Origin of the sequence: Micromonospora sp. NPDC050686 (genome assembly GCF_040654475.1) — a bacterium.
Taxonomy (GTDB): domain Bacteria; phylum Actinomycetota; class Actinomycetes; order Mycobacteriales; family Micromonosporaceae; genus Micromonospora.
Map to the genome: position 1 here is coordinate 46,248 of NZ_JBFAID010000035.1, position 24,596 is coordinate 70,843.

General features: G+C 71.3%; 28 protein-coding genes. 16 read left to right on the forward strand and 12 right to left on the reverse strand.

The genetic code is table 11. The annotated features are described in order from the left end of the window. Positions 1-453, reverse strand: coding sequence for a YbhB/YbcL family Raf kinase inhibitor-like protein (locus AB0H57_RS21410; protein WP_357509004.1), 453 nt, complete (start codon positions 451-453; stop codon positions 1-3). 120 nt (positions 454-573) lie between these two features. On the opposite strand from AB0H57_RS21410, the gene AB0H57_RS21415 reads away from it, so the two are divergent. Then, positions 574-1,245 (forward strand): maleylpyruvate isomerase N-terminal domain-containing protein, encoded by a 672-nt coding sequence (locus AB0H57_RS21415; protein ID WP_357509006.1) that lies wholly within the window; start codon positions 574-576, stop codon positions 1,243-1,245. Positions 1,246-1,297: 52 nt separating this feature from the next. Here the strand turns inward: AB0H57_RS21415 and AB0H57_RS21420 are convergent, their stop codons facing one another. Further along, entirely contained in the window at positions 1,298-2,167 is an 870-nt protein-coding gene (locus AB0H57_RS21420; protein ID WP_357509008.1) for an NAD(P)H-binding protein, read from the reverse strand. A gap of 90 nt (positions 2,168-2,257) precedes the next feature. Between AB0H57_RS21420 and AB0H57_RS21425 the strand changes: the two genes are divergently transcribed. The 5 genes from AB0H57_RS21425 (at position 2,258) to AB0H57_RS21445 (ending at position 7,054) form a co-directional block, all read left to right on the forward strand. Beyond that, positions 2,258-3,211, forward strand: a complete 954-nt coding sequence (locus AB0H57_RS21425) for an AraC family transcriptional regulator (RefSeq protein WP_357509062.1) — start codon at positions 2,258-2,260, stop codon at positions 3,209-3,211. A 128-nt stretch (positions 3,212-3,339) separates the two neighbouring features. After that, positions 3,340-3,807 carry a hypothetical protein gene (locus AB0H57_RS21430; RefSeq protein ID WP_357509010.1) on the forward strand — a complete coding sequence of 156 codons (468 nt, stop codon included), beginning with the start codon at positions 3,340-3,342 and terminating at the stop codon, positions 3,805-3,807. Continuing rightward, entirely contained in the window at positions 3,800-4,708 is a 909-nt protein-coding gene (locus AB0H57_RS21435; protein ID WP_357509012.1) for an alpha/beta hydrolase, read from the forward strand. Before AB0H57_RS21430 ends, AB0H57_RS21435 begins: the two co-directional genes overlap by 8 nt. 580 nt (positions 4,709-5,288) lie before the next feature. Further along, positions 5,289-6,269 carry an LLM class F420-dependent oxidoreductase gene (locus AB0H57_RS21440; protein ID WP_357509064.1) on the forward strand — a complete coding sequence of 327 codons (981 nt, stop codon included), beginning with the start codon at positions 5,289-5,291 and terminating at the stop codon, positions 6,267-6,269. After that, positions 6,266-7,054: an SDR family oxidoreductase gene (locus AB0H57_RS21445; RefSeq protein WP_357509014.1), complete on the forward strand. Its 789-nt coding sequence runs from the start codon at positions 6,266-6,268 to the stop codon at positions 7,052-7,054. The genes AB0H57_RS21440 and AB0H57_RS21445 overlap by 4 nt, the downstream gene beginning before the upstream one ends. 43 nt (positions 7,055-7,097) lie before the next feature. Here the strand turns inward: AB0H57_RS21445 and AB0H57_RS21450 are convergent, their stop codons facing one another. The 4 genes from AB0H57_RS21450 to AB0H57_RS21465 all read right to left on the reverse strand — a co-directional run bounded on the left by AB0H57_RS21450 (position 7,098) and on the right by AB0H57_RS21465 (position 9,620). After that, the gene (locus AB0H57_RS21450; protein ID WP_357509016.1) at positions 7,098-7,973 is read right to left on the reverse strand and encodes an alpha/beta hydrolase; all 876 of its coding nucleotides are present in this window, start codon (positions 7,971-7,973) and stop codon (positions 7,098-7,100) included. A 64-nt stretch (positions 7,974-8,037) separates the two neighbouring features. Beyond that, the gene (locus AB0H57_RS21455) at positions 8,038-8,214 is read right to left on the reverse strand and encodes a hypothetical protein (RefSeq protein ID WP_357509018.1); all 177 of its coding nucleotides are present in this window, start codon (positions 8,212-8,214) and stop codon (positions 8,038-8,040) included. A 318-nt stretch (positions 8,215-8,532) separates the two neighbouring features. Next, positions 8,533-9,003: a hypothetical protein gene (locus tag AB0H57_RS21460; RefSeq protein ID WP_357509020.1), complete on the reverse strand. Its 471-nt coding sequence runs from the start codon at positions 9,001-9,003 to the stop codon at positions 8,533-8,535. 146 nt (positions 9,004-9,149) lie between these two features. Then, positions 9,150-9,620 carry a hypothetical protein gene (locus AB0H57_RS21465; protein WP_357509022.1) on the reverse strand — a complete coding sequence of 157 codons (471 nt, stop codon included), beginning with the start codon at positions 9,618-9,620 and terminating at the stop codon, positions 9,150-9,152. A gap of 160 nt (positions 9,621-9,780) precedes the next feature. On the opposite strand from AB0H57_RS21465, the gene AB0H57_RS21470 reads away from it, so the two are divergent. Next, entirely contained in the window at positions 9,781-10,485 is a 705-nt protein-coding gene (locus tag AB0H57_RS21470) for a hypothetical protein (RefSeq protein ID WP_357509024.1), read from the forward strand. A 132-nt stretch (positions 10,486-10,617) separates the two neighbouring features. Further along, positions 10,618-11,205: a carboxymuconolactone decarboxylase family protein gene (locus AB0H57_RS21475; RefSeq protein ID WP_357509026.1), complete on the forward strand. Its 588-nt coding sequence runs from the start codon at positions 10,618-10,620 to the stop codon at positions 11,203-11,205. Positions 11,206-11,247: 42 nt separating this feature from the next. Here AB0H57_RS21475 and AB0H57_RS21480 read toward each other — a convergent pair whose 3' ends face one another. Beyond that, positions 11,248-12,600, reverse strand: coding sequence for an FAD-binding oxidoreductase (locus AB0H57_RS21480; protein WP_357509028.1), 1,353 nt, complete (start codon positions 12,598-12,600; stop codon positions 11,248-11,250). A gap of 47 nt (positions 12,601-12,647) precedes the next feature. Between AB0H57_RS21480 and AB0H57_RS21485 the strand changes: the two genes are divergently transcribed. Continuing rightward, complete coding sequence (locus tag AB0H57_RS21485; protein WP_357509030.1) at positions 12,648-14,066, forward strand: PLP-dependent aminotransferase family protein; 1,419 nt, start codon at positions 12,648-12,650, stop codon at positions 14,064-14,066. A 52-nt stretch (positions 14,067-14,118) separates the two neighbouring features. Here the strand turns inward: AB0H57_RS21485 and AB0H57_RS21490 are convergent, their stop codons facing one another. Further along, positions 14,119-14,493: a YciI family protein gene (locus AB0H57_RS21490; protein WP_357509032.1), complete on the reverse strand. Its 375-nt coding sequence runs from the start codon at positions 14,491-14,493 to the stop codon at positions 14,119-14,121. Positions 14,494-14,758: 265 nt separating this feature from the next. Between AB0H57_RS21490 and AB0H57_RS21495 the strand changes: the two genes are divergently transcribed. Further along, positions 14,759-15,163, forward strand: a complete 405-nt coding sequence (locus AB0H57_RS21495; protein WP_357509034.1) for an MmcQ/YjbR family DNA-binding protein — start codon at positions 14,759-14,761, stop codon at positions 15,161-15,163. 157 nt (positions 15,164-15,320) lie between these two features. Here AB0H57_RS21495 and AB0H57_RS21500 read toward each other — a convergent pair whose 3' ends face one another. Next, entirely contained in the window at positions 15,321-16,007 is a 687-nt protein-coding gene (locus AB0H57_RS21500) for a DUF899 family protein (protein WP_357509036.1), read from the reverse strand. A gap of 158 nt (positions 16,008-16,165) precedes the next feature. After that, a complete protein-coding gene (locus AB0H57_RS21505; protein ID WP_357509038.1) occupies positions 16,166-16,732 on the reverse strand; it encodes a sugar O-acetyltransferase in 567 nt (188 codons plus the stop codon). A gap of 257 nt (positions 16,733-16,989) precedes the next feature. Here AB0H57_RS21505 and AB0H57_RS21510 point away from each other — a divergent pair, with 257 nt between their 5' ends. After that, positions 16,990-17,487, forward strand: a complete 498-nt coding sequence (locus AB0H57_RS21510) for a SigE family RNA polymerase sigma factor (RefSeq protein WP_357509040.1) — start codon at positions 16,990-16,992, stop codon at positions 17,485-17,487. Further along, positions 17,484-18,353 carry a hypothetical protein gene (locus AB0H57_RS21515; RefSeq protein ID WP_357509042.1) on the forward strand — a complete coding sequence of 290 codons (870 nt, stop codon included), beginning with the start codon at positions 17,484-17,486 and terminating at the stop codon, positions 18,351-18,353. The genes AB0H57_RS21510 and AB0H57_RS21515 overlap by 4 nt, the downstream gene beginning before the upstream one ends. Before the next feature lie 278 nt (positions 18,354-18,631). On the opposite strand, the gene AB0H57_RS21520 is transcribed toward AB0H57_RS21515, so the two are convergent. Further along, positions 18,632-19,057: an NUDIX hydrolase gene (locus AB0H57_RS21520; RefSeq protein WP_357509044.1), complete on the reverse strand. Its 426-nt coding sequence runs from the start codon at positions 19,055-19,057 to the stop codon at positions 18,632-18,634. A gap of 233 nt (positions 19,058-19,290) precedes the next feature. Between AB0H57_RS21520 and AB0H57_RS21525 the strand changes: the two genes are divergently transcribed. From AB0H57_RS21525 to AB0H57_RS21540, 4 genes are all read left to right on the forward strand, one after another. Continuing rightward, positions 19,291-19,668 (forward strand): hypothetical protein, encoded by a 378-nt coding sequence (locus AB0H57_RS21525; protein WP_357509046.1) that lies wholly within the window; start codon positions 19,291-19,293, stop codon positions 19,666-19,668. A 151-nt stretch (positions 19,669-19,819) separates the two neighbouring features. Next, complete coding sequence (locus AB0H57_RS21530) at positions 19,820-20,725, forward strand: hypothetical protein (protein ID WP_357509048.1); 906 nt, start codon at positions 19,820-19,822, stop codon at positions 20,723-20,725. A gap of 9 nt (positions 20,726-20,734) precedes the next feature. Next, complete coding sequence (locus AB0H57_RS21535) at positions 20,735-21,928, forward strand: histidine kinase (protein WP_357509050.1); 1,194 nt, start codon at positions 20,735-20,737, stop codon at positions 21,926-21,928. Then, on the forward strand, positions 21,925-22,587 hold the full coding sequence (locus tag AB0H57_RS21540; protein ID WP_357509052.1) for a response regulator transcription factor: 663 nt from the start codon (positions 21,925-21,927) through the stop codon (positions 22,585-22,587). Before AB0H57_RS21535 ends, AB0H57_RS21540 begins: the two co-directional genes overlap by 4 nt. A 306-nt stretch (positions 22,588-22,893) precedes the next feature. Here AB0H57_RS21540 and AB0H57_RS21545 read toward each other — a convergent pair whose 3' ends face one another. Continuing rightward, on the reverse strand, positions 22,894-24,057 hold the full coding sequence (locus AB0H57_RS21545; protein WP_357509054.1) for an IS110 family transposase: 1,164 nt from the start codon (positions 24,055-24,057) through the stop codon (positions 22,894-22,896). Positions 24,058-24,596: the final 539 nt, after the last annotated feature.

A 24,596-nucleotide genomic window follows, 5' to 3' on the forward strand; every position in this document is an offset into this window, starting at 1 on the left:
CTAGCGGCGGTACGTGCCCACCATCGTGCCGCTGCCCAGTTCCCGGCCGGCGAGCGCCTCGTGCACGTCGGCCGCCTGCGGCGACGGTGGCAGCTCCAGCGGCCGGTTCACCGCATACAGCCGGAAGAAGTACCGGTGCGCCTCCTCGCCGCGCGGCGGGAGCGGGCCGCTCCAGCCGGTGCCGCCGGCGGCGTTCGGCCACTCCCGGCCGCCCTGCGGCACGGCGCCCTCGGCCACCCCGGTGGAGTCCGGTGCGATGCCGGTGACCAGCCAGTGCAGGAACGGCGCCCGGCCGGCGTCCGGGTCCTCCACCACCAGGACCAGTTCCTCGGCCGGATCGGGCACGTCCGACCACTGCAACGGTGGGGAGACGTTTCCGCCATCCTGAGCGAAGCGTCCGGGTAGCAGATCGTGATCGGTGAACGCGGTGCTGCGCAGCATGATGCCAGCCATCTGCCTTCGCCCCCTTCTCGTCGTCGGGCGCGGGTACCCGGCTCCGCCGCGCCGAAACGGCCGGGCGCGCGGCGGGTGGCGCGTCCGTGGCAGAGTGCGGGGCGACGCGGGGAGGCGATCATGCGAGCGGTACGCGGGGCGTTCCGGGACGAGTGCGCGGCGCTGGAGGCGGTGCTGCGGGGGCTGGCGGAGGCGGACCTGGACCGGCCCACCGGCTGCCCACCGTGGACGGTGCGGGACCTCGTGGCGCACGTGCGCACCGGCGCGGGGCGGCTGGTGGACATGCTCGCCGCGCCCGCCCCGCCGGCCGCCGAGGTCGACGCCGCGGCGTACTTCGGCGCGGCGAAGTTCACCCCGGAGGTGGACCGGGCCCGGGTGGACAGCGCCCGGCGGGAGGCGGCCGCGCCGGCCGGCGTACCCGAGGTGGCGGCGGGCTTCGCGCGGGCCTGGCGGGCCACCGACGACGCGATCGGCGCGGCGCCACCCGGCCGGGTGGTGCGCACCCGGCACGGCGACCCGATGACACTGGCGGAGTTCCTGCGTACCCGGGTGGTGGAGGTGGCGGTGCACGGCCTGGACCTGGCCGACGCGCTGGACCGGCGGCCGTGGCTGACGCCCGCCGCCGGCCGGGTGGTGGCCGACCTGCTCACCGGCGGGCGGCCCGTCCCCGCCGGTCTCGACTGGGACGACCTGACCCTGATCCGCAAGGCCACCGGCCGGGCCCCGCTCACCCCCGACGAACGTGCCGTGAGCGGGGCGGCCGGCCTGCGCCGGTTGTCGTTCTCCGGCTGACCGGCGCGGGGCGGACGCCCGCCGGCCGGGGCCGTCGCGCGGGGCCGGCCGATCAGCCGCGCGCGGCGTCGGTGGCCCACGCCCCGGACCGGGCCACCGCCCGGGCGAACTCGGCGAACGAGCGGGCGGGCCGGCCGAGCAGCCGGGTGACGCCGTCGGTGGTGGCGCTGTTGCGGCCGTCCAGCACCTCGGCGAAGAGCCCGGCCAGGAAGGCCGCCTCGACGTCGGGCAGCCCCTGGGCCGCCAGGGCGTCGGTGAACTCCGCCGCGCCGACCGCCTGGTACGCGACCGGCCGGCCGGCCGCCGCGCCGAGTACCGCGCAGACCTCGGCCAGCGTCGGCGAGTCGGGGCCGGTCAGCTCGAACACCGCCCCCGGCCGGGGCGCGTCGGTGAGGACGGCCACCGCGCAGTCGGCGATGTCGTCGGCGTCGAGGAACGGCTCCCGCCGGTGTGCCGGCGCGGGCAGCGCCAGGACACCTGCGGTGACGGCGTCGCGCAGGGCTCCCTCGGTGAAGTTCTGGTCGAACCAGGAGCAGCGCAGCACGGTCGCCGACGGCACCGCGGCCAGCAGCGCCGCCTCGCTCGCGGCGGCCCCCGGTTCGCCCCGGCCGGAGAGCAGGACGACCCGGCCGACGCCGTGCGCCGCCGCCAGCGCGGCGAAGGCGCCGACGGCGTCCGCCGCTCCCGGGACCGCCAGGTCCGGCTGGTAGGTGAGGTAGACGGCGTCGGTGCCGGCAAGGGCGCGCCGCCAGCTGTTCTCGTCGTACCAGTCGAACCGGTCGTCGGGGTCCGCCGCCCGGCGCGACGCCGCCCGGACCGGGATGCCCCGCCCGCTGAGGGCGGCGGCGACCCGGCGGCCGGTCTTGCCGGTCGAACCGGTGACCAGGACGCGGTGGGGACGTGGGAAGGTGCTGTCGGTCATGCACCGATCAAAGCCCACCCGGCGAGACGATGACATGGGTGATCCACTCGTTTTCCTTCGTGATCGTCTAAGCTTGGCCGGGTGGACGCGATGAGCGCCATCCTCGACGGGCACCGCGCGCGCGGCGCGTTCGTGCTGCGGTGCGTGATGGCGCCGCCCTGGTCGGTGCGCATCGAGGACCGGGCGGCCGTCGGCCTGCTGGTCATGGTGCGGGGCCACGCGGTCCTGCTGCGCGACGGGGACGAGCCGGTCCGGCTCGACGCCGGCGACGTGGCGATCGTCAAGGGCACCCGGCCCTACACCCTCGCCGACGCTCCGGGCACCCCGGCGTCGGTGGTCGTCGGCCCCGGCCAACGCTGCCGCACCCTCGACGGCGCCGAGGTCAGCGCCACCCTCGGGTTGGGTCTGCGCAGCTGGGGCAACAGCCCGGACGGGCCGTGCGCCTTCCTCACCGGCACCTACGAGCTGCCCGGGCAGGTGACCGGGCGGCTGCTGACGGCGATCCCCGACGTCGTGGTCCGCACCGGCGCCGAGCGGGACGCGGCGGTGGTGCGGGTGCTCGCCGACGAGTTCGCCCGGGACGCCCCCGGGCAGGACGTGGTGCTCGACCGGCTCGTCGACCTGGTCCTGGTCGGCACGCTGCGGGCCTGGTTCGCCCGCCCCGGCAGCCGGGCGCCGGCCTGGTGGCGGGCGCAGGAGGACCAGGTCGTCGGCGACGTGCTCCGGCTGATGCACGACCGCCCGGACCAGCCGTGGACCCTCAGCTCGCTGGCCGCGGCGGTCGCGGTGTCCCGCGCCACCCTCGCCCGCCGGTTCACCACCCTCGTCGGCCAGCCTCCGATGGCGTACCTCACCGAGTGGCGGATGTCGCTGGCGGCCGACCTGCTGGGTGACCCCACCGTCAGCGTGGAGACCGTCGCCCGGCAGGTCGGCTACGCCAACCCGTTCGCGTTCAGCACCGCCTTCCGGCGTCGCCACGGCACCGCGCCCCGCGCGTTCCGGCAGGCTGGCCGGCTGCCGGACGGCGCCCCGGCAGCCGGGTAGCGGCGCGCGGCGGGCGGGGGCCGTCGTTGCCCGGGCGCCGGCCGTACCGCCAACCGTGCTCGCGCCATCGTGCTTGACACTCGACGTCAAGTACTTGACGATGGGTGTCAAGTAGCGGAGGAGGCGGCATGTCGCCAACCCACGAGGAACTGACCGAGCAGCTCATCCGGTTGATCGACATCCGCCTGCTCGACCCCCTCGAAATCCTGGTCGACGGCCACGACGCCATCGACCCGCTGCGCGCCGTCATCCAGGAGCGGGCCCGATCCTGGGCCACCACGATCGTCAGCGGCGACGACCGGGCCGCCGTCAGCGTGGTCATGCGCGCCATCTCCACCCTCTACCCGGGGGATGGGCCGTTCGACCCACCCCTCGACTGGTGGCGCAGCCCTTTCGGCCAGGCCGTCGCGCGACGGGTCGGCCACCCGACCGCCGAATCCGTGTCGTACGCGGTGGCCGGCGCCATGCTCGGCATCACCCGCCAGGGCGTCCACGACCTGGTCTCCCGCGGCAAGCTCGCCCGCCACCCCGAAGGCGGCGTGCGCTCCGCCTCCGTACGCGACCGACTGCTCAAGGAAGGAACCCGACGTGTCTGAGACCATCATCGACTCCGGGACCGTGCCCATCGCGATCCGCGACTTCGGCGGACCCGGACAACCGCTGCTGCTCCTTCACGGCGCCGGCGGCAACCTCGCCCAGATGACCACCCTCGCCGAGTACCTGCGCCCGACCCACCGGGTGGTCACCGTCGACCTGCGCGGTCACGGCCGGTCCGGAGACGGCCCGTGGCGCTGGGACGACGTACTGGCCGACCTGGCCGCCGTCACCGACCACCTCGGCCTCACCTCCCCAGCGGTGGTCGGCGTCTCCCTCGGCGGCATGCTCGCCACCCTGTGGGCGCAGCGTCACCCGGAGTGCCCCGGTGCCGTCAGCTTGGACGGCAATCCGCCGTTGAACCGTCCGGACCAGCTCGCCGGGCTGGATCCGGAGCAGGCCGAGACCGACCTGGCCAAGCTGCGGGCCGTCTTCGACGGGATGGCCGCGATGCTGGCCGAACCGCTAACCGCCGAACAGGTGGCCGCGATGCTGGCGGGGCAGCGGGCCATGGCCCAGCGCTACGGCGCCGCACCCGACGATTGGGTGGCGGCCTTCGAACGCAACCTCGTGCCCGGCGACGACGGCCGCAGGCGGCTGCGGCCCGTCCCGGACCTCACCCGGCAGCTCCGGGACGCCATGGACTCCCTCGACCTGATGCCCGCCTACCGCGACGTCCGCTGCTCGCTGCTGCTCGTTCTCGCCACCGAGGACCTGCCCGAACAACAGCCGTTCCACAGCCTGTACGAGGCGTACCGCAAGGTCATCGCCGAACGGCTTGCCACGGTGGACAACTCGTCTCTGCGGGTGTGGCATCTCGCCGGCGCCAGCCACGCGATGGTCGCCGAACGCCCACAGGAACTCGCCACCCTCATCACCGACTTCCTCAGCCCTCACGACTGAGGGCGACCCGCAGCAGCCCGCCTCCTGGCGAAGGTCGGACCTGCCTGCGGTCATGAGGGCCATGGGAGAGACCGAGGTGTGGCGCCCGTCGAGACCGATCACCATCATCAGGCGCGTTTCGGCGGCCGATCGGCCGATCTCCGCCGGGTGCGCGGCCCTGGTCACCGCCTCGGCGAGAAGCTGCCCGGCCCGCTGCACGTAGATGCGCCAGAGCAGCACCGAGGTGAGGACCGCGACGGCGAACGCCACGGCGCCAGGTCCTCGAACGCGCGGGTGCCGATCCGGCTCAGCGCGAAGACGTACACCAGGTCGAAGAAGATTTCCGGGAACGTCGCCCGCTGCCAGCCCCCGCCCGTCGGCGGCGCGCCCCCGCCACCCCCGGCTCTCATCGCCGGTGGCCCCCGCCGCCCCCACAGCTCACCTGGCAGTCGTAACACTCCCGCGGCGGGCTCCGGCGCGGATCGCCGATTTCCGGCCGTACACCGCCCGCCCGGTCGTGTCGGGCGGACCGCGCGCCCGGCCGGATCTTGCCGGCGTCGCCGACGCCGGGCACGATCGACCGGTGACGCATCGATGGGCCATGACCGTGCCGATGAGCGGCATCCCGCTCGCCGACCACGCCGGGGTGTACGCGGAACTGGACCGCGCCGGCTTCACCGACGTCTGGTCGTCCGAGGTCAACGGGGCTGACGCGTTCACCCCGCTGGCGCTCGCCGCGGCCTGGACGCCCCGGCTGCGCCTGGGCACCGCGATCGCGCCGGTCTTCACCCGGGGTCCCGGGCTGCTGGCGATGAGCGCCGCCGCGCTCGCCGAGGCCGCGCCGGGCCGGTTCACCCTCGGCATCGGCGCCTCCTCGCCGGTGGTGGTCCGGGACTGGAACGCGGCCCGGTTCGACGAGCCGTTGCGGCGCACCCGCGACGTGCTGCGCTTCCTGCGGGCGGCGCTGCGCGGGGAGACCGTCGACGAGGTCTACGACACCTTCACCGTGCGCCGGTTCGCGCTGGAACGCCCGCCGGCGGTGCCGCCACCGGTGCAGCTGGCCGCGCTGCGCCCCGGCATGCTGCGGCTGGCCGCCACCGAGGCCGACGGGGTGATCCTCAACTGGCTCGCCGCCGCCGACGTGCCCCGCGCGCTGGCCGAGCTGGGGGAGCGCCGGCCCGGCTTCGAGGTCACCGCCCGGATCTTCGTCTGCCCCACCGAGGACGCCGGGCACGCCCGTGCGCTGGGCCGCCGGCTGATCACCAGCTACCTCACCGTGCCCGCGTACGCCGCGTTCCACCGCTGGCTGGGCCGCGCGGAGGTGCTCGGCCCGATGTGGACGGCGTGGGCCGCCGGCGACCGGCGGGGCGCGAACGCCGCGGTGCCCGACGAGGTGGTCGACGCGCTGGTGCTGCACGGTTCGCCGCAGCGCTGCCGCGAACAGGTCCGCCGGTACGTCGACGCCGGAGTGGACGTGCCGGTGCTGGCCCTGCTGCCCACCCCCGAGCTGGCCACCGGTGGGGCCGCCGCGCTCGGCCCGCTGATCGCCCGGCTGGGCCACACCGAGGGGGTGGACCGGTGAACCTCACCGACCGGGTCGCGGTGATCACCGGCGGGGCAGGTGGCATCGGGTCGGCGCTGGCCCGCCGGTTCGCCGCCGAGGGCGCCGCCGCCGTGGTGGTCGCCGACCTCGACGTCGACCGGGCCCGCGCGGTGGCCGACGGCATCGGCCCGGTGGCCCGGGCGGAGGCGCTGGACGTCACCGACGAGCAGCAGGTCCGCGCGCTGGTGGCCGACGCCGAGCGGCGGCACGGGCGGATCGACCTGTTCTGCGCCAACGCCGGCGTCGCGGTCGGGCGGGGCTTGGACGCCGCCGACGTCGACTGGGACCGCGCCTGGCGGGTCAACGTCCTGTCCCACGTGTACGCGGCCCGGGCCGTCCTGCCGGCGATGCTCGCCCGCGGGCGGGGGCACCTGCTGTTCACCTGCTCGGCGGCGGGGGTGCTGACCGCGGTGGGCGACGCCCCGTACACGGCGACGAAACACGCCGCGGTGGGCTTCGCCGAGTGGCTGTCGATCACCTACCGGGACCGGGGGGTGCGGGTCAGCGCGCTCTGCCCGCAGGGAGTGGACACGCCGATGCTCGCCGAGGGGCTGGCCGAGGGACATCTGGGCGCCCGGGTGATCGCCGCCTCCGGCGCGGTCCTCACCCCGGACCAGGTCGCCGAGGCCACCGTCGCCGGGCTGGCCGACGAGCGGTTCCTGATCCTGCCGCACCCCGAGGTGGCCGACTACGCCCGGCGGCGCGCCGAGGACCCGGACGGCTGGCAGTCCGGGCTGCGCAAACTGGTCCGCCGGCTGAGCTGACCTCGCCCGCCGGCCTGGTCCCCGTCCCTGCGCAGCAGTCAGGTCAGGCGTTGTCGAGCACGAATGCCCGCATGAGCGCGGCGCACTCGGCCGCGTGCGTCTCCAGCAGGAAGTGCCCGCCGTCGTAGATGTGCGCGTCCAGGCGATCGAGGGCGCGGTGGTAGGCGAGGACCTCGTCGACGTCGAAGAACCCGTCGTGTCGTCCCCACAGCACGAGCGCCGGCGGCTGGTGAGCGCGGTGGTATTCGGCGAGCTCATCGAAGCGGGCGACGTGGTTGGCGTAGTCGGTGAACAGCGCGAACTGCGCGTCGATGTTGCCGGGTCGCCTCATCCGCTCCCAGTCGAGGTGCCACGACTCGGGCGCGTGCAGGGTACGCAGGTGTTCGGGCAGCCCGGCGAGGTACTGGTCACGGGTGCCGGCGAAGTTCAACCAGTCCGGCAGTTCGGCGCGCCTGTCGTCGGTCGGGTCGGCCCAGTAGGCCCTGGCGGTGTCCCACTGCTCGCCGAGGCCGTCGTCGTGCGCGTTGCCGCTCTGGACGATGAGGCCGCGGATGCGAGCCGGGGCGCGGGTGGCCAGGTGGTATCCCACCGGTGCGCCGAAGTCGTGCAGGTAGACGAAGAAACGCTCGACGCCGAGCTGGTCGAGTAGCTTCTCGATCGTTCGGGAGAGGTTCTCGAAGGTGTAGTCGTAGGTGCCGATGGTCGGCGACGAGGACATCCCGAAGCCGGGCAGGTCGGGCGCGATCACGTACGCGGCGTCAGCGAGGGTGGGCATGACCTCGCGGAATGTGTGCGACGAGCTGGGAAATCCGTGCAGCAGCAGCACGGTCGGCTGACCGGGGCGCCCGGCCTCGCGGAAGAACACCTCCAGACCGCCGACCTGGGCCTGTCGATGACGGATCTTCTGGATCGCCCGCATGGCATCCTCCTCCTGGCGTCGTTGGCGACGATCATCCATGGGTCTCCGTGCGCGGGCCCGGGCGTCACCGGTCCCTGGCTGACCGGAAGGCGGGGAACGCTGCCGGTGGCGGGGTTGTCGCGTCCTGCCACCGGGCGGACATCGCGTCGGCCAGCCGGGCATACCAGTCCACCATCGCAGGCAGCGTCGCGGCCCGTTCGGCGAGCCGGGTGACCACCCGGATCTGTTGCCCGAGCTGCACTCGACGGCGCCAGCGGGTGTGCGCGGGCTGGCCGGGGCGGCCAGCAGCGGCAGCCGCTGTACCCGAACGGCAAGGGCCGCCGCAGCACCGACCGCGAGCGCCTGGTCAAGGCGTCCGAGGATGTCACCGGGCATGGCCTCGGCAAGTTCGCGGCGGTAGGCACGATCGGCCTCGGTCACCACGCTGTCGGGCAGCGTCGTCCAGTGGGCGCTGTAGGTGGGGAAGGGGAACGACAGGAACGATGCGTCGAAGCCGAGATGCCCGAAGATTGCGCTTTCGAAGTCCACGATCCGTAAGCCGTGCGGCGTCACCAGCGCGTTACCCGGATTGAGGTCGGTGTGCGTTAGTGCCGCGAACGGGCAGGGGGGCGGCGATCCGGTCCTGGACGAACGCGGCGTCGCCAGCCGCAATGTGCGCGTCCGGCGGGCCCAGATCGGCGCAGGCGACCTCGACGTTGCGCCACCTGTCCACGCCGGGCCAGGGCAGTCCGGGGCCGGCATCCGCCTCCGGCGCGCCGAGCCCGGCCAGCGCCAGCCGGTATCCCTCACCCGCTGCGCGAGTGCCGGCGTGCAGCCGCCCGACGGCCACGCCGACCTCCACCACCGTTCGCGTGGCGGCGCCGGCATCGGCGCCGAGGAGGACGCTTTCCAATGTCGGCCAGCCGCCCAGATCGGTGGTGACCACGACGCCCGCGGCCTGGTCGGAGGCGATCAACCGTGCGCGCAATGCGTCGAGCTCGCGCCGCCACGTGTCGGCGTCCACAACGGGGGGTAGAGCTGCGGCGGTCATGAGTCTCCTTGGGCCTGATCGGAGCCTTCGGTCTGCAGTCGTAGACCGTGCTCGGCCGCCCAGCTCATCAATGGCACGCCACGTTCGTCGAATTGTTGACCTGCGGCGGCTGCGCGCACCGGCATCCGCCCCCGGTTGGAATCCCTTCAACCTCTCCGTTCGTCAGACTGCCACGGCAGGTAGGCGACGGCGGTCCCCGCCAGACTGCCGATGGTCAGGGCGAGGGCCAGCGGGACGAAGAAGTCCCACGGACTTGCCAGCCAGCGATCGAGAAAGATGCCAGCCACCAGGCAACCGACGGCGGTGACCGTCAGGGCGAGAGCTGCTCGCAGCCGGTAACCCCGTCGGACCGGTGGCATTCCGAGGGCGCCGAGGGCGGCCACGCCAATAGCGGGTTCTTCCCACCCGATGCCAACGGCCGTGAAGACGACCACCACACCGACGAGGACGCCGACCAGCGAGGAGGAGATGGCAGCGCGCAACGCCGTGGCGAGCGGCGCGTCGGGAATTCCCGACTCACCCGTGAAGACAAGACGCCCGACTCGGTCGTATGACCAGCCGGGCACCACCGAACCCGCGCGGGATCGGTCGGACCGCTCAGACCCATCGGCTGCCACGCACCAAGTCTGGATCGGCGATCAACTGATGTCGACCTGCCAACGACCCTCGCCACCGGCAGGCTTCAGGAACTCCTGCCGCGATGTCGGCGGGTCGTCCGGTTGCTCTCCAGGCATACCTTGTGAAGAAGTTCAGCCGGCGGACGCCAGGTGGTCGGGCATGCAGATCATCGAGCACAGCATCATCGGGACCCGCTCTGCGGTGCTGCGCCTGCGGCGCCCCGGCAGCCAGTTGCAGTTCGTGCTGTTTCCCATGCTTCATGTGGCGAGCCCGGAGTTCTACGCGGCGGTGGCGCAGCGGCTGCGGCGGTGTGACCTGCTCGTCGTCGAAGGCGTCAGCGGGCGTTCGGTCATCATGTGGGCCATCACGCTCACCTACCGGGTCATGCCAGCCAACAAGCGTTCCGGACTCGTGGTCGACAACATCCCCTACCGGTCGCTCGGCGTCGAGCTGATCAACCCGGACGTGACGACAACGGAGTTCGCTGAGGGCTGGCGGGCCATGCCGCTGCGATACCGGCTGTTCATGTGGTGTCTCATTCCGATCGTGGCTATAGCCCAATTCTTCGGGGGTACCCGATGGCTGCTCTCGCCTGAGGTCGAGGTGAACGACCTGCCCAGCGCGAAGGACGAGATGTACTCGGACGATGAGTTCGTGGAGCACTTCGAGCGCACGTTCGGCGGCGAACGGGACGAGCGGTTGCTTGCCACGCTGTCCGAGCTGATCCGTACGCGTTCGTCGGAACGGATCGACGTCGCGGTCGTCTACGGTGCCGGTCACGTGCCAGCGATCGTGCGGGGACTCGCGGACCGGCATGGTTACCGCCCCCGGGGCGCCGAGTGGCTCACCGTGCTCGGCGCGTGAGCCCGACGTGGGGTGACCGGACGGGCTGCACTCGCGTTCCCCCGCTCGGTGTCACAGCCGAGGCGCGGCCGGTGTCTTCATGGCGTGACGACCTACCAACCCGTGGGCGGAACCACCGACACAGGAGGAGACATGCACACCACCCGCATCCCCCCGGCCGAGATCACCGGCGTCAAGGGAGCACTGATCAAGCGGATGGTCCAGAAAAGGCTGGGCAGGGTGCCGACGGCGCTGGGCGTCTTCTGGCACAACCCCAAGGTCCTGTTCGCCAGTTCCGGCCTCGGCGGCAAGCTGCAGAAGTGGGACGCCTGTGACGAGAACCTGAAGTCGTTCGCCCACATGGCGGTCGCGTCCCTGGTCGGCTGCACGTGGTGCCTGGACTTCAACTACTTCGAAGCCCGCAACAAGGGGCTCGACGTGGAGAAGGCACGCGAGATCCCGCGGTGGCGGGAGGTGGACGTCTTCACTGCGCTGGAGCGGGACGTCCTGGAGTACGCCGAGGCGATGAGCCAGACACCGCCGACCGTGACCGACGAGCTGGTGGACCGGCTGCACGCCGCGCTGGGATCTCCCGCCCTCGTCGAGCTCACCTCGGTGATCGCGTTCGCGAACATGACCACGCGTGGCAACGTAGCGCTCGGCATCGAGTCCGACGGCTTCGCCGCCGCGTGCGGCTTGAAGCCGCTGGCCGAGCGACCGAAAGTGGCGTCCGCGTCGTGAGCGAGGAGCCCTTCGTCGCCGGTCTGGCGGCAGGGTGTCGGCTCAGGCGTGGCTGGGCCGGATGTTGTGGTTGAGGCGGAAGACGTTGTGTGGGTCCCAGACGGTCTTGAGCGCCGCGAGCCTGGCGAGTTTGGCGGGTGGGTAGGCACGGCGTACCCCGCGTTGCTGCTCGTCGATGGCGAGTGAGTTGACGTAGACGCCATTGGCGTACGGGTCGAGCGCCGCGCCGGCACGGCGAGCCGCCGCCATCCGGTTGTCGTCTTCGGCCGGGTCGGTCCAGCGGGCGCCGGCGCCGAACTCGAACATGGTGCCGCGGTAGCTGAACGCGGCGTCGGCGTCCGCGACGTCGGCGATGGCGCCGCCGTAAGCCTGCAGGCCGACGCCGGGCAGGTCGGCGTCGGCGTGCAGGTCCGCAGCGCCGCGCAGCAGGAACGCCTCGATCGCGGCAGTGGGGAAGTGCGGCAGGTAGTGCGCGCTGGAGTATCGGCGGTAGGCGTGGCCACCGGTGGTGTCGTCGCGTTGCTGGAGTTCGAGGTACGAGGGCGTGGTGACCCGCTCAGCGATCGGGCGCCCGAGCGCGCGCATCGCCGGCAGCAGCCGGTGACCGCGTGCCGGGTCGCCGACCCATACGAAGCCGACGGTGGCGATGGGGCCGTTGGCGGTGTCGTGGACGTCGGCGGTGAAGGTGGCCTGTCGCGGCGCGACGGCGTTCAGGTCCCGCCACCCTTCGAGCACCGGCACGGCGTCCGCGGCGTGGAAGTCGAACTCGGCGACCAGGGTCTGCGTGCCGGTGTCGTGCAGTCGGAAGTCGAAGTCGGTGACGATGCCGAAGTTCCCGCCCCCGCCGCGCAGGCCCCAGTAGAGGTCGGGGTTTTCGGTCCGGCTGGCGGTCACCACCTCCCCGTCGGCGGTGACCATGGTGCAGGAGACGACGTTGTCGCAGGCCAGTCCGTGTTGGCGGGCGAGCCAGCCCATGCCGCCGCCGAGGGTCAGGCCGCCGACCCCGGTGTGCGAGACGTTACCCGCGGTCGTGGCGAGGCCGTAGCGCTGCGACGCCCGGTCGAGTGCGCCGAGCAGCGCGCCGCCCTGGACCCGGGCGCGCCGCCGGATCGGGTCGACTCGAACGCGATTCAACGGGGTCAGGTCGATCATCAGGCCGTTCGCGGGGACGGCGAGGCCGGCTACGTTGTGCCCGCCGCAGCGCACCCCGATCTCCAGGTCGAGTTCGCGGGCCAGGCGCACCGCGGTCACCACGTCGGTGACGCTCGCGGCCCGCACGATCATTCGCGGGCGGCGGTCGATCATGGCGTTCCAGACGGTGCGGGCCGCGTCGTAACCCGGGTCGCCCGGGGTGAGGAGGTGGCCGTCGAAGCGAGGGCTGGTCGCTGTCGTCATGCGTCTGAGCCTGACGGAAATCGGTACAGCCGGTAAGGTCCGATTGCATGGGCCGCACCAGGACCAATTCGAGTACGGCGGACGACCTGCTCATCGATGTCGACCGGTCCGCGGCCGAACCGCTGCACCGGCAGATCGCCGCCTCGATCCGGGACAGCATCCGGGCCGGCCGGTTGCGTCTCGGGACGTCCCTGCCACCCACCCGCACCATCGCCGCTGATCTTGGAGTGTCCCGCGGCGTCGTGGTCGAGGCCTACCAGCAACTCGCCGCCGAGGGCTATCTCACCAGTCGGGCGGGCGGCTACACCCAGGTCGCGGTCGAGCCCGTTCCGACCCCGGTGGACCGCCGCGCCGGCGACCGGCCGGCGGCCCGGATCGACTTCGGCTACGGCCGTACCGACGTGTCGTCGTTTCCCCGGGCCGCCTGGCTGCGTTCGGTGCGCACGGTCCTCACCACCACACCGAACGAACGCTTCGCCTACCTCGGCGGGCGGGGCGTGCCCGAACTGCACGCAGCCCTGACCGACTACCTCAACCGCGTCCGCGGCACGTCGGCCCGCCCGGAGAACGTGGTGATCTGCAATGGCTACGGCCAGGGCGTCGCGCTGCTGATCCAGGTACTCGCGGCGCGCGGCGCCCGCCGGCTGGCCGTCGAGGACCCGTCCCCGGACGACGACGCCCGCCCCGTCGCGGCCGCCGCCGGCCTGGAGGTGATCGGCATCCCGGTCGGGCCGGACGGCATTCTCGTCGAGAAGCTCGAACAGACCGACGCGGACGCCGTCGTGCTGACCCCCTCGCACCAGTGGCCGACCGGCGGGGTCCTGTCGGCCGCCGCGCGGGCCCGGGTAATCGACTGGGCGCGGCGTCGACGCGCCGTGGTGATCGAGGACGACTACGACGCGGAGTACCGCTACGACCGCTCGCCCATCGGCGCCATGCAGGGGCTATCGCCCGACACCGTGGTGTACTGCGGCACCGCGAGCAAGACCCTGGCGCCAGGGCTGCGCCTCGGCTGGCTGCTGGCGCCGTCACACCTGGTCAACGACATCGCCGCGGCTAAGGTACTGGCCGACCGCGGCTCTCCCGTCATCGACCAACTGACCTTCGCCGACTTCCTCACCCGCGGCGAATTCGACCGGCATCTGCGGCGCATGCGCCCGGTCTACCGCCGCCGCCGCGACGCACTCCTGGCCGCACTGCGCACCCAGCTACCCGAACTGAAACCGGTCGGCGTCGCGGCGGGCCAACACGTCGTCACCTGGCTCCCGCACGACCTCGACGAGGCCACGGTCGTGGCCGCCGCCGCCCGGCACGGACTGGTCGTGCACGGCGTCTCCCAGTACCGACTGAGCCCCGCCGGACACGGCGGCCTGATCTTCGGCTACGCCACCCTCACCGAACGCGCCATCACAGACGGAGTGGAAGCCCTCGCCGACGCGATCGCAGAGGTCCGTGCGCGCACCTGACGCCGACCCGTTTGCCGCACCGGGTCGGCGTCAGGTGCGCTCGGCCTGGCGCTCATCGTCGCCGGTCAGCCTCGCGGAGCATCGCGTCGGTCTCGGGGTCGGGCAGGAGTTCCCGGACCTCCTGCGCGCAGCGGCAGGTGGCGGCGATCTTGGCGGCCCATGCCAGCGCCTCTTCCCGGGAGGCCACGTCGACGACCACTAACCCGCCGATGACCTCCTTGGTCTCCGGGTACGGGCCGTCGGTGACCATCCCGTCCGTGGCCACGATGCTCGCCTGCTGCCGTTCCAGCCCGGTGCCGAACACCCATACGCCGGCGTTCACGGCCTCCTGGACCACCGCGTGCGTGGCCTTGGACACGTCGGGGATCTCCTCGGCGGGGATGTGGTCCATCGCGCCGTCATTGAACGAGATCAAGTACCGCGTCATGCCGTGACTCCCTTGTCCCGGCGGCCCGCTCCGGCCGCCTCTCACCTGTGCTACGAACGACTCGCCCCGGATCCGACGCTATGCCATAAGCAATTTTCGCGGGACCTCCGCCGCTGGCACGCCTGCGGGCGTCATGTCGGCCCCGTGCGCGGAGATCATCGCCGCCGCCGGTACGAGCCGTGCGAGCCGCAGGTCGACTGCGGCGGCCGGCGCGGCTGCCGCCGGCAGGACCACACCGCCGTGCACCGTGTGTTTACCTTCTGACATGCCGCATCCCATCATGTTCGACGACGCGGACCCGCTGCTGGGCCGGCTGCGGGCGCTCGCCCTGGCCTTTCCCGACGCGGCCGAGAAGGTCTCTCACGGACGTCCCGCTTTCTTCACCACCAAGGTCTTCGCCTACTACGGGGGTTCGGTGAAGGTCGACGGTGTCTATCGGCAGCATGAACATTCGGTGCTCGTGCTGGTCGATCCCGAAGAGCGCGCGGCGTTGTTGGACGAGGACCGCTGTTTCGTGCCGGCCTACCTGGGTGCCTACGGGTGGGTCGGGGTGGACCTGACCGGCGACACCGACTGGGACGAGATCGACGAGCTGCTCGACGCCAGCTACCGGCGTACCGCCGGGTCACGCAGGATTGCTCTGCTCGACTCCCGGCGGTCCCGAGCATGATGCCGGCGAGCTGGTCGCGGCGGCGGGTGCGGTAGGCCCGCTCCGCGGGCCGCCCACGGGACCGGCGGCGGTCGCGCCGGGCGCGACCCGCCGCCGTCCGATCACTCTGCCGTGTCGCGGTGAAGTGGTGCTCCCGTCGGGGCGCCGAGGACGGGTCTCACGCCTCCGAGCCGTAGAGCGCGGCGATGTCTTCGGAACTGGCCCAGCGGCTGTAGGTGGGCGACTGCGGCCAGCCCTCGGGAGAGTCTTGCCACTCCTCCTGTCGCCCGTAGGGCAGCAGATCGATCAGCCCGAAGGTGTAACCGAGTTGCTCGGTGCCACGGCCGCTGGTGTGCCAGGTGCGATACACGGTGTCGCCGTCGCGTAGGAACACGTTGACGGCGAATCCGCCGCCGGGCGGTGCGCCGACGTCGCTGCCGAACGTGCTGTTCGCCGTGGAGTACCAGGTCATCTTGTTTCCGACCCGCCGCTTGTACGCGAGTGCCTCCGCGATCGGGCCCTGGGTGACGATCACGAACCGAGCGTCATGGTTGTCGAGCAGCTCCAGCCGGGTGAACTGCGCGGTGAAGCCGGTGCAGCCGGGACACTGCCACTGCTTGTGGGGAAACCACATGTGGTTGTAGACGATCAGCTGTGACCGGCCACCGAACACGTCGACCAGCCGGACCGGCCCCTGCTCACCCTCCAGGGTGTAATCGGGCATCTTCACCATCGGCAGTCGCCGGCGCTGCGCGGCGATCGCATCCAGTTCTCGGGTTGCTGCCTTCTCCCGAGCGCGCAGCGCGTCGAGCTCGCGCTGCCACGTGTCGGCGTCCACAACGGGGGGTAGAGCTGCGGCGGTCATGAGTCTCCTTCGCCTCGGCTGATCAGAGCACGCGGTCCGCAGTCGTAGACCTTGCCCGGCCGCCCAGCTCATCGGTCGTACGCCACGTTCATCGAATTGTGACCTGCGGCGGCTGCCCGCACCGGACGTGCCGAGGCACGCGGGTGCAACGGCCGGCCTCAGGAGGGTGCGGTAGCTGGCGGCTTCAGACGCTTTCGCTCGACAACACTTGTCGCCGTCACCACACTCAGCGGCGGCACGTCCTTGGCGACCACGGCACCCGCGCCGACGACCGAGCCGCGACCGATGGTGACGCCGGGGGTGACGGTGGCCGCGGCGCCGATCCACACATCGTCCTCGATGACGATGGGGGCGTGGGTGATGAAGTCGTACCGCTCGTCGACCTCGACGGGGTGGCCAGCCGTGCTCAGCGTCACGCGGGGCCCGATCAGGACGCGGTCACCGATCGTGATGCCCCCGTAGTCGAGGAAGAAGCAGCCCTGGTTGATGAAGACGCGCTCGCCGAACGACGCGCCGAGCCCGTGGTCGCAATAGAACGGGGGCAGGATGGACAGCGAGTCGGGGATCGGCTGACCGAAGATCTCGGTGAGCATCGCCCTGCGCGCGTCGAGGTCGTCGAACGGCAGTGCGTTGAGGCGCGCGGTCAGGGTCATGACGAGCTGTACCCGCTCCGCGAAGGCTCGTGACTCGGGCGTCCGTGTTCGTAGGCGTTGCTCGTTGCGCACCACGCGATGCTCGCACGGCGAGCCACGGATTCGGCAACCATCCGTAGCCGTCCACCACGTGCCTACCTTGATGAGATGAGCCCGGTCGCTCACGCCACCCCTGCCCGGCGTGCCCTTGCGATCATCACTGTAGGCGTTCGCTCACACCGCGTTCGTGATCAACGAGGGTCGCCTGGACTTCTCCAAAGCTCGGCTGCGAGGCAACCCCGCCGGGAGTGCGCTCCGTCGTGCGAGTGGAAGCGATGGGAAGGAGCAGCGTGAAAAAGTCCGAGGAGGACGACTTCCGGGCGTTCGTCGGTGCTCGCATGAACCGCTGGCGGCGCGCGGCGTACCTGCTGTGTCATGACTGGCACGCGGCGGACGACCTGGTATCGATCGTCGTGGGAAAGCTCTACCGGAACTGGCGCAAGGTGACCTCGGCCGACAACCCGGACGCGTACGCCCAGCGGGTGTTGACGAGGTCCTGGCTCGACGAGCGCCGCCGGCCCTGGCGGCGGGAGAACCCGGTGGAGGATCCACCGGAGACCGGCTGGACGCACCCGGACCGGGTCGGCGACCGGGATCAGCTGACGGGGTTGCTGGCGCGCCTGGCGCCACGGCAACGCGCAGTCGTTGTGCTGCGCTTTTACCTCGACCACTCGGTCGAGGAGACCGCGGAGCTTCTGGGCATCTCCGCGGGAACGGTCAAAAGTCAGTCGGCGCGGGGGCTCGAGACGCTGCGCACCCTGGCGTACTCATCTGGGAGCATTTCATGAATCAGCAGATCTTCGACGAGCACATCGGCACCGCACCGCCGTCGACGGTCGACGTCGACCGGATCATTCAACGCCAGCGGCGCGGAAGCCTGCTGCGCCGCATGGCGGGAGGCGGCTGCGCCTTGGCGGCGACCGGCCTCGCGATCTCGGTCGGCGTCGCCCTGAGCGGTGGCGCCCGGTCTCAGCCTGGGCCGTCGGTGGCGGCTCCCGCCGTATCGGCATCCGCCGTTCCGTCGGCGTCCCCCTCCGCGCCGGCCTCGGGGCTACGGCTCGACACCAGCGGTCCGAAGGCGATCCAGCAGACTCTCAACCGGTTGCGGGTGGCACTCGAGACGGCAGTCGCCGGGGCAGCGCCCGACGTCCGATGGATCTACATGCCTGACGTCCCAGGTGAGAAGCGCCTCCCGGACGGTCACCCGGCGATGTACGCCGAGCGGGATCCGGTCGGGTTGGCCGCCCGCTCTGGTGTGGCCCGCCACGGCGAGAAAGCCGGCTTGTTCATGTGGGTCCGGCCGGACACCTGCAGCTCGCAGGGCGGCGCCGGCCTTGATCCGGACTCCGGCCCGCGCGTCTGCTCGCTCGTGCTCGAGTGCGATCACGGCATGAAAGCCGGCACCTGCCAGGCGTCGACGACGACCGAGGGTCTCGAGGTGGTGGAGACGACCGAGACCAGCCCGGCGAAGAACGGCAAGCAGTACCGCTTCTACCAGGTGCAGGTCAAGCTTCCGCAGGGTTACTACCTGCGCTTGTTGGCGGTGAACTACTTCGGGGGCGACGGCAGCGGGGTCGTCAGCGAGACGCCGCTGCTGACCAAGGCCGAACTGCGGACGGCCGCGACGGCGATCGCCGCCCAAGTCGTCAGCTGACACCGACACACATGATCCCGGATGGTGTCCTCTCCTTCGCAGGCTTGAGGACACCTTCCGGGATCGCCCCGATGCGACCGGCCCTTGTGATCGAATCCGCACCGCCGTCCCCGCTGACCGCGCCTGGTGGCGGCACGCGCCGCGTCCAAACCCAACCTCCGCCAACAGCAGATCAGCCATCCACAAGTCCTGACAATTGCTCACCGGTAGCGGCCCCCGAAGCCGCGTACAGGGCATGGCCCGCGCGCTCGTGCCGAGAAGCGCGTGTGCAGTCGCGGTCAGGCTCGATGCTCGGCAAGGACCTTGCTGAATATGGCAAGGTAGCTGTCATGAGCTAGGGACAGTTCTGCAAGCGCATCTTCGGTGAACCACGCGATGGCATCGTGTTCGTCCGGCGCAACGTTGGTCGGAGACTCCATCCACGCTTCGATCAGCCAGATCTGCATGTCGAACGTGTCGGCACGAACTTCTTGCACGGGCGGACCCGATGGCGCCGCGATGTCGATGCCCAGTTCCTCTCGAAGCTCTCGAGCAAGTGCCGCGCCAGGCAGTTCCCCCGGCTCCACGTGCCCACCGGGCAGGTCCCAGACGTCGGGATACCAACGACGCCGGGGAGATCGGTGACATAGCAGTACCCGGTCGCCGTCGCGCAGCAACGCCGTGACGATGCGAGCCTTGGGAGAGCCCTCCGCGGAGTTCGACACAGGCGCATTCTGCCACCGGTCGTAGCCGACACTGTGCCTCGCCGAGCGGTGGCCGGCATACTGACCTGTCGCAGACAATGCGCGCCGATGCTGGCGCATCCGTCACCCCGGTAGCCGAAGACAGTCCGATCGAGGCTTGGTTCCGGCCGCCCTCCGGCAGGTGTCAGCTCGGTCGACGTATGACGAACGGCTTTGCTTGCTGCGTTACGGGCTTGGGGGAAAGATCAGCTGGCGTGAGGTTCCTCGAACGCTACCTGCGCGGTAAACATGAGCAAGTTTGGGCGGACCTGCGTGGACTGGTACCAGAGGTCCGCGACGACGCCCACCTCGCCGACGCCCGGAGCGTGGCCGAGGAGACAATGCGCCGAGTGCGCAACAACGTCGAGGTGCTCCGGACACGCCTCGAGAAGGCCGGCTACCGCTTCAAGGAACCGGATCGGGCCCACGTGCCACCCGCGCCGGACATCGCCGTTCAGCTCGACAAGTTCGAGAGGCAACAGGACTCCCGTTGTCCCTTCACGACTTCTACCAGATGGTCGGCACCGTCAACTTCACCCAATCCTGGGAGCAGTTCGTCAACTGGTACGACCGTGACCATCAACCTGCCATGACTGCGGGGCCCCGAGCCGGGCGGGGCGTGGACGGGCGGGGACCTGCCGTGTCACCAGCGGCATACATGTCCTGGCCCCGCGGCAGATGTCGACTCGACCGTTGGTGGGCGATCGTCGGAGCCGACCGTTTCGACGACCCGACGGAGATGCCATGCCCATGTACGCCCGCCACCGCCTGCCTGAGGCCGCCGGCCTTGCCTGCGTCGCCGCCCTGGCGATCGCACTCACCCGGGCCGCTCTGCCGGCAGCTGACGGCTACACGAAGGGATTCGCTCCCTGGTGGGTTCCCGCGGTCGGCGCCCTGTTCGGCGTCGGTGCCGTGCTGGCCATGCGACGACGGCCCGGTTCGGTACGGATTCCACGCCTGGCGGTGCTGGCCACCGCGTGGTCGGCGCTCGTCCTGCTGATCTGGTCGGCCGGCGGCATTGTCTTCGACGCGCTGCGGGCGCTGGCCGTACTCGGTGTGCCAGGGCTGCCACCGGTCGTCGACTGGCCGGGATTCGTGACTCGCGCCGCGGCGCTCGCGGCCGGGGCGCTGTTGGCCGCAGCCGCCCTCCGCCATGCCAGGGCCACCGGTGCAGACCGTGCCCCGAAGGTCTGGCCCGGCTATGCGGCAGCCGCACTGGTCCTGCCGTACCCGGCCCTGAAGATCTACTGGGCGATGGGTGGCGAGCTGGCGCCGCGGGCGGTCGGCACGGCCTCTCTCGAAGGCTTCCCCGTCATGGAGCTGGTCCTCTTCGGGGTAGCCGGCGGGATCGCCCTCGCGCTGGTGCAGGCGTGGGGTCGGTTCCTGCCGCGCTGGATGCTGCTTGCCGCCGGCTGGACCGCGACCGGTGTGCTGCTCAGCATGGGGGCCCTGGCCGGGCTCGGCACCTTGGCGCAGGCGATGGGCGTGGTCAACGGCCCGGTACGGTTCACCGGCGGCGGGTGGATCGTGGCCCTCGTGTACGGAACCTGGCTGCTGCTCGGTCTCGCTTTCGGCGCCGCCACGCTCGGATACCAGTGGCGCGCCGAGCCGGCACCCGCGCCGTCCGCCCACCGGTCGACGGCTGCCTAGGCTGGGGGCATGGCGCGCTGGACGGGAAGAGGGGCTCCGCTGCTGTCGGTGCTAGTCGGCTTCTCGGTTGCGGCATTGTCGCTGGTCATGGCGTTCATGTCGCTGCCGGGCGGCCGGGCCGTACCGCTCGGGTTGGGGGTGCTGGGCGCGCATGCGGCGCTGCTGGCCCGGCGGGCGGCGCCGCGGGCCGCGTTCGGTGTGGTGTGTGTCGCGTTGGCGGTGCAGGCCGCCGCCAGCGGACTGTTCCTGATCATGCCTTCGGTGCTGGTCTTCCCGTCCGCCATCTACTCCCTGGGGATTTACGCGAGCCGACGCTTTGCCGCAGCGGGCCTGGCCGTGGCGGCCGTCGCCGCGGTTCTGGCCGCTCTGCGCCTCGTCAACGATCCCAGCGTGACGGCGGCCGGGCTCCGGCCGAATCCGTTCCTGGTGTGCGGCTTGTTGGTCGCGGTCGTCGTCGCGGCGTGGATCCTCGGCCTTTACCGCCGCACCCAACTGGCCTACCTCGCGTTGCTCGAGGAGCGGAGCCGGCAGGCCGCAGCCGAACAGGAAGAGCGCGCCCGACGGGCGGTTCTCGATGAGCGGAACCGGATCGCCCGGGACATGCACGACGTTGTCGCGCACTCACTCTCGGTCATCCTGAGCCAGGCGAAGGGCGGACAGTTCCTGGTCCGTAACCAGCCAGAGCGTGCGGCGGAGATACTGGCGACCATCGAGAACGCGGGCCGGCTCGCCCTGACGGACATGCGCGGGCTGCTCGGCGTACTGAGGTCCGCCGAGCCGGACAGCGAAAGCCGAGAGCCCCAGCCAGGGCTGCGGGACCTGCCACAGCTTCTTGACCGCGTACGGGCCGCGGGCCTGCCGGTCAGCCACCACGAACAGGGCCTCGCGCGGCCAGTCACCCCCGGCGCCGAACTGGCGATCTTCCGTACTGTGCAGGAGGCGCTCACCAACACCGTCAAACACGCCGGCCCGGACGGCCGGGCGGTGGTTACCGTGAGTTGGGCAGTCGACGGCCTCTCCGTGACGGTCCGCGACCGGGGCAATCGGGACGGCGTTCCGGCCGGGACCGGTCACGGCCTGATCGGGATGCGGGAACGGATCTCCGCGGCAGGGGGGTCGCTGTCGGCGGGTCCGGCTGACGGCGGCTTCCTGGTGACCGCCCGACTGCCGTACGCGGTGCCGGCGGACGAGGCAGCCGCATGACCATCCGGGTGTTCCTCGTCGACGACCAGGACCTGGTACGCGCCGGCGCAGCGATGATGATCGACGCGCAGGACGACATGACCGTGATCGGCCAGGCAGCCGACGGGGCGCAGGCGCTCCAGGCGCTCGCCGTCACCGCCGCCGACATCGTGCTGATGGACGTCCGGATGCCCCGCGTCGACGGCGTGGCGGCAACCCGTCAACTCCTCGCCGGTCCCGGGCCGAGGCCCAAGGTCATTGTCCTCACCACGTTCGACCTGGACGAGTACGCCTTCGCGGCGCTGCGCTCCGGCGCCAGCGGTTTCCTGCTCAAGGATGCCCCGGCGGACGAGATGCTCTCCGGCATCCGCGCGGTCCACAGTGGAGACGCGGTCATCGCGCCCTCGACCACCCGGCGGTTGCTCGACCGCGTCAGCGTGCACCTACCCGCCTCGCCGGGCGGGCCGGACCCGGCGGCGGCCCTCACCCCGCGGGAACGTGAAGTGTTGCTCCACGTCGCGCGAGGATCCTCGAACGCCGAGATCGCGGCCCGGCTGTTCCTGAGCGTGGGGACGGTGAAGATCCACGTGAGTCGGATCCTGGCCAAGCTCGGCCTGCGCGACCGGGTACACCTGGTCATCTGGGCATACAAGCACCGGCTCGTCCACCCCGACACGTGACCTGGCCGGTGGCGCCTCAGGACCGAGGGAGCGATGCAATCGCCGCCACGCGTTGATCGGCCAGCCCGTAGTTCCCGGGTTCCTCTACGTGCTGGGTTTCGGCGGGTTCGTGCGCTTAACGGCTAATCGCGCGGCCGGTCGGCCAGCGCCGCACTCGACCACCTGGTCGAATACCAGGCCGCTGGCACCTTCCCCGAGCCCGGGCCGCTTACGACGACCGGTCCCGGAGTGCCTGGTGCCGTCGCTTTAGCGAGCGACGAACGCCCACCTGCGTGAGCGGGCATCCGCATCTGGCACCCCTCTGTGTCAAGAGGCCGCGGCGAGGGTTGTTCTAGGCTGGGGTTTGGCGGGTCCGGGAAGTGACTTTTCCGAAGTGTCGATCTCGGGGTTTGGGTCGGCCGCGCTGGATTGCAGAGTCGCCCCCGCGTGTCCTCCCGGGCCCGTCTTGACCAGCTTCGCGTCGGCCGCCATCTGCCGGTAGACGATGTCGGACAGACGCCGTTTCAGTGCTCGTAGGGCCTCCATCGGGGTCTTGCCCGCGGCCAGTCTACGCCGGTAGTAGCGGCGTCCTTCGGTGTCACGGCGCAGTTGGACGATGGCCATGATGTGCAGTGCCCGGTTGATGCGCCGGTTCCCGGCTCTGGAGAGCCGGTGCCGGTTCTGGTCGCCGGACGAGGCGTCGATCGGTGCGGTGCCGTTCCACGAGGCGAAGTGGGCGCGGCTGGCGAACCGGGCGATGTCGCCGATGTCGCCGAGCAGGCGGGCCGCGCCGGACGGCCCGATGCCGGTCAAATTCATCAGCCGGCTTCCGGTGCTGTTGACCAGGTCGGTGAGTTCCTGCTTCGCGGTTTTGATCTTCTTGTCGATGACGACAAGCTCGCCGATCAGCTCGGAGGCCAGCCGGCGGCGGGTCTTGCCGACCACGTCACGCGGGCGCACGGTGCCCAGCAGGGCGCGGGCCTGCTGGGCGGACAGGTCCTTCTTCGCGCCGCCGGGCACCAACTCGAGGAGCAGGTGATGCAGCCGGGAGACCACTTCGGTGCGGGCCCGGCCGAGTTGGTCACGGCGGTCGACGAGCAGCCGTAACGCGACCGTGGTGTCATCGGTGACGACCTGCCGCAGGCCTTCGGTGCGCAGGGCGACCACAGCGACGCTGCGGGCATCGACCGGGTCGGTCTTGCGGCCCTGGCCGGTGGCGAACACGCGGGCCCGAGCGGACAGCTTCGCGGGAACGTCCACGACGGTTTCGCCGTCGGCGACCAGGCGTTGCGCGACATGCCGGCCGATGCCGTTGCAGCCCTCGACCGCCCAAACGCGGTCTTTGTGCTTGCGTCCGGCGGCGAGCATGGCCTGGTAGCCGTCGCGGTCGGTGCCGAACCGGCCCTGCCCGAGCGTCTTCTCCCGGCCGTTGATGATCTCGATGGTGGCGGAACGCTTGTGCGGGTCCACGCCGATGATGACCTGGGCCATCGTGTCCTCCCTCGATCCGACAGTGTTCGTCGACGGGAGGGCAGCGCTACCTTGAGCCGGGCAGTCCCCTCTTGAGCCTCTCACCGCCGCGGTGACCGGCGGGACGCACGCCAGATGAGAGCCACACCAGCCTGCGGTGGGCAGCCGCGATGAGAGCGACCCCACCGGTCACCTCGACCAAGCCTGGCCGGGCTGCGGTCGTACCACCAGTCAATAGGTAGCCGCGATCCGTGCATCACGCATTGTGACAGTGGCTTGTGTCGAACAACCGTGACTGCCGAGTTGAGGATGCCTGGCTCGCGGGCCAAGCGATTGACAGAAGGTCACGGCCCGTTCCAGCTGCTGGAACGGGCCGAGTCGTGCGTAGGGTGGGAAAGGACGGCGTTGAGCCAATGAGCCTTTCCGAGTAACGGTGTAAGGACTTGGAGTAGCCGGCTCGGCCAACGGTCCAGACGCGCCCAGATCCGGTGCGGTGCAACGGAAAGACGCAGAACCCCGGTATGAAGGTGGTCCTTCCCGGGATCACCGTCATCGAGGTT